This is a genomic window from Microvirga tunisiensis, assembly GCF_009296175.1.
GTDB lineage: Bacteria > Pseudomonadota > Alphaproteobacteria > Rhizobiales > Beijerinckiaceae > Microvirga > Microvirga tunisiensis.
The window spans coordinates 1-1832 of the sequence record NZ_VOSK01000668.1 but is presented as its reverse complement, the minus strand read 5'-3'; the positions used below and the strand labels follow the sequence as shown (position 1 = coordinate 1832).

The 1832-nt window shown below is 60.1% G+C and carries 3 protein-coding genes; 2 read left to right on the top strand and 1 reads right to left on the bottom strand.

Going from position 1 to position 1832, the window contains the following annotated elements; all coding sequences use genetic code 11:
* Positions 1 to 426: 426 nt before the first annotated feature.
* Together FS320_RS42665 and FS320_RS42660 are read left to right on the top strand one after the other, a co-directional pair.
* Entirely contained in the window at positions 427 to 714 is a 288-nt protein-coding gene (locus tag FS320_RS42665; RefSeq protein WP_152718556.1) for a hypothetical protein, read from the top strand.
* 9 nt (positions 715 to 723) lie between these two features.
* Positions 724 to 1161 (top strand): PIN domain-containing protein, encoded by a 438-nt coding sequence (locus FS320_RS42660; protein WP_152718555.1) that lies wholly within the window; start codon positions 724 to 726, stop codon positions 1159 to 1161.
* Positions 1162 to 1656: 495 nt separating this feature from the next.
* On the opposite strand, the gene FS320_RS42655 is transcribed toward FS320_RS42660, so the two are convergent.
* On the bottom strand, positions 1657 to 1832 hold a 176-nt coding region (locus tag FS320_RS42655; RefSeq protein WP_192926244.1), incomplete at its 5' end, for a transposase.

Genomic DNA, 1832 nt, shown 5'->3' with positions numbered 1-1832 from the left:
ACCCCATGTCTTCTCCGCCAACGCGTTCCGACGTTCCAAACCTCGCCGCGATGAAAAAGGCGCAACAGATTGGCTCGCCCAAGCCGCAAGTCAGGTCATCGCAACCAGCGCAGGTGAATACGATCGGCTAGTCCGAGAGCTGGAAGGTCCACAGAAGTGGAATGCCTAAGGTGACGCCTCTCTGGCCGAGACCTGTTTTCGGTCCAGGTGAATCCGAAACCCGAAAACCCCACTGCGCCCCGATATCCCATACGCTCGTTAGGTATCATTTCAGCGGCATGCTTGCGCCGCCGCAGTCCCCGGAACGGCCGATCACCGGTCCCGTTTGGGCAGAACGAGCCTAAGAAGGACCGTGACGTGCCGTAACGATCTTGCCTTGGACTCCATGTCTGGCTATATCTCTGGATATAAGAATGGAGGTCCGCCATGAGCAATCCCGCACAAAAGCGCGCCCTCGCCAACTACCGCCAGCGCCTCAGCCAAAAAGGCTTGGCTCGGTTTGAGGTGCTGGGTCTTGACACTGATCGCGACCTCATCCGTTCGCTGGCCAAACGTTTGGCGCAGAACGACAGCGAGGCGACCCGCCTTCGCGCAGAACTCCGCCGCAGCGTGACGGGCGAACCACCGCAGAAGGGGAGCATCTTGGCAGCACTGCGCCAGTCCCCCCTCGTCAGTGCCGAGATCGACCTAACGCGCAACATCCCCAGGTCGTGACATCGACCTATGACCCACTACCTCCTCGACACAAACATCATCAGCACCGCAACGAAGCCCTCGCCATCCGCATCGCTTGTGCAATGGCTCTCAGAGCAGGCTGACGAGGATCTGTTTATCTCGACGCTTTCTCTCGCTGAGATTCGACGCGGCATTCTTCGGATGCCCGAAGACCGCAAGAAACGAGAGCTTGAGGACTGGTTCTCCGGTCCGACGGGACCTCAAGCACTCTTCAACAGCCGAGTGCTGTCCTTCGATGAATCTGCAGCTCTGGTCTGGGCTCGGCTGATGGCCGAAGGAACAGCCACTGGTCGACCGCGCAGTGCGCTGGATATGATCGTTGCGGCCATTGCAGAAGCCAATACCTGCATCCTGGTGACGGATAACGAGAAGCACTTTCGAAACTCCGTCGAGTTCATCAACCCGATGCAATCTGATCTTGCTTGACGGACTGGATCCGCAAGACATTCCACGCGGACATCGAACGAGCACATCCTTCGGCTCAAGGAGCACCAACCAATCGACCGCTAGCGTCGAAACATGAGCGTCAGCGAACGAGGCGGCCGCATCGGGTTCTCACCTCAACCAACTTGAGCCAAAACCAACACGACCGTCAGAGATTTGTTCTCGTCAGCCTCACCTGAGCGTGTCAAGCATGTCTCGCGAACGCTTCAACGACACGTACACCGCCTCGCGCTGCTCGATCTCATCTCGCGTGGATAGTACCTGTTTGGGCGCATTCCTGTTTCTCTGACAGGCGCCGGATCCCGCGGCCCACCATGCACCTAGCCGTTCCTATTCACCAGAGTTTGTTTCGGGGCCTATTTGGTAGCGCGGGCGTGCCGATCCGCTGCGTTTCTTTCACCGCGGCAAGGTCTGGAACGTGGGGAACGCGTTGGCAGGGACGGGATGGGATGACCGGGGCGATGGCAGCCCCGGCGCTCAGGGCGAGGCCGCCCGGGGCTGGGGTGCCAGAGCGCTCGCAAGACGCCGGACGAGATCCGCTTCCGGACAGCACGAGGCAAAGGCCAGTCGGATGCGGCTGGTGGTTTCCTGCACCCGCACGGCGATCTTGAGCAGGCGCAACCGCAGCGTTGCGAACTCCGCCCGGGCGAGAT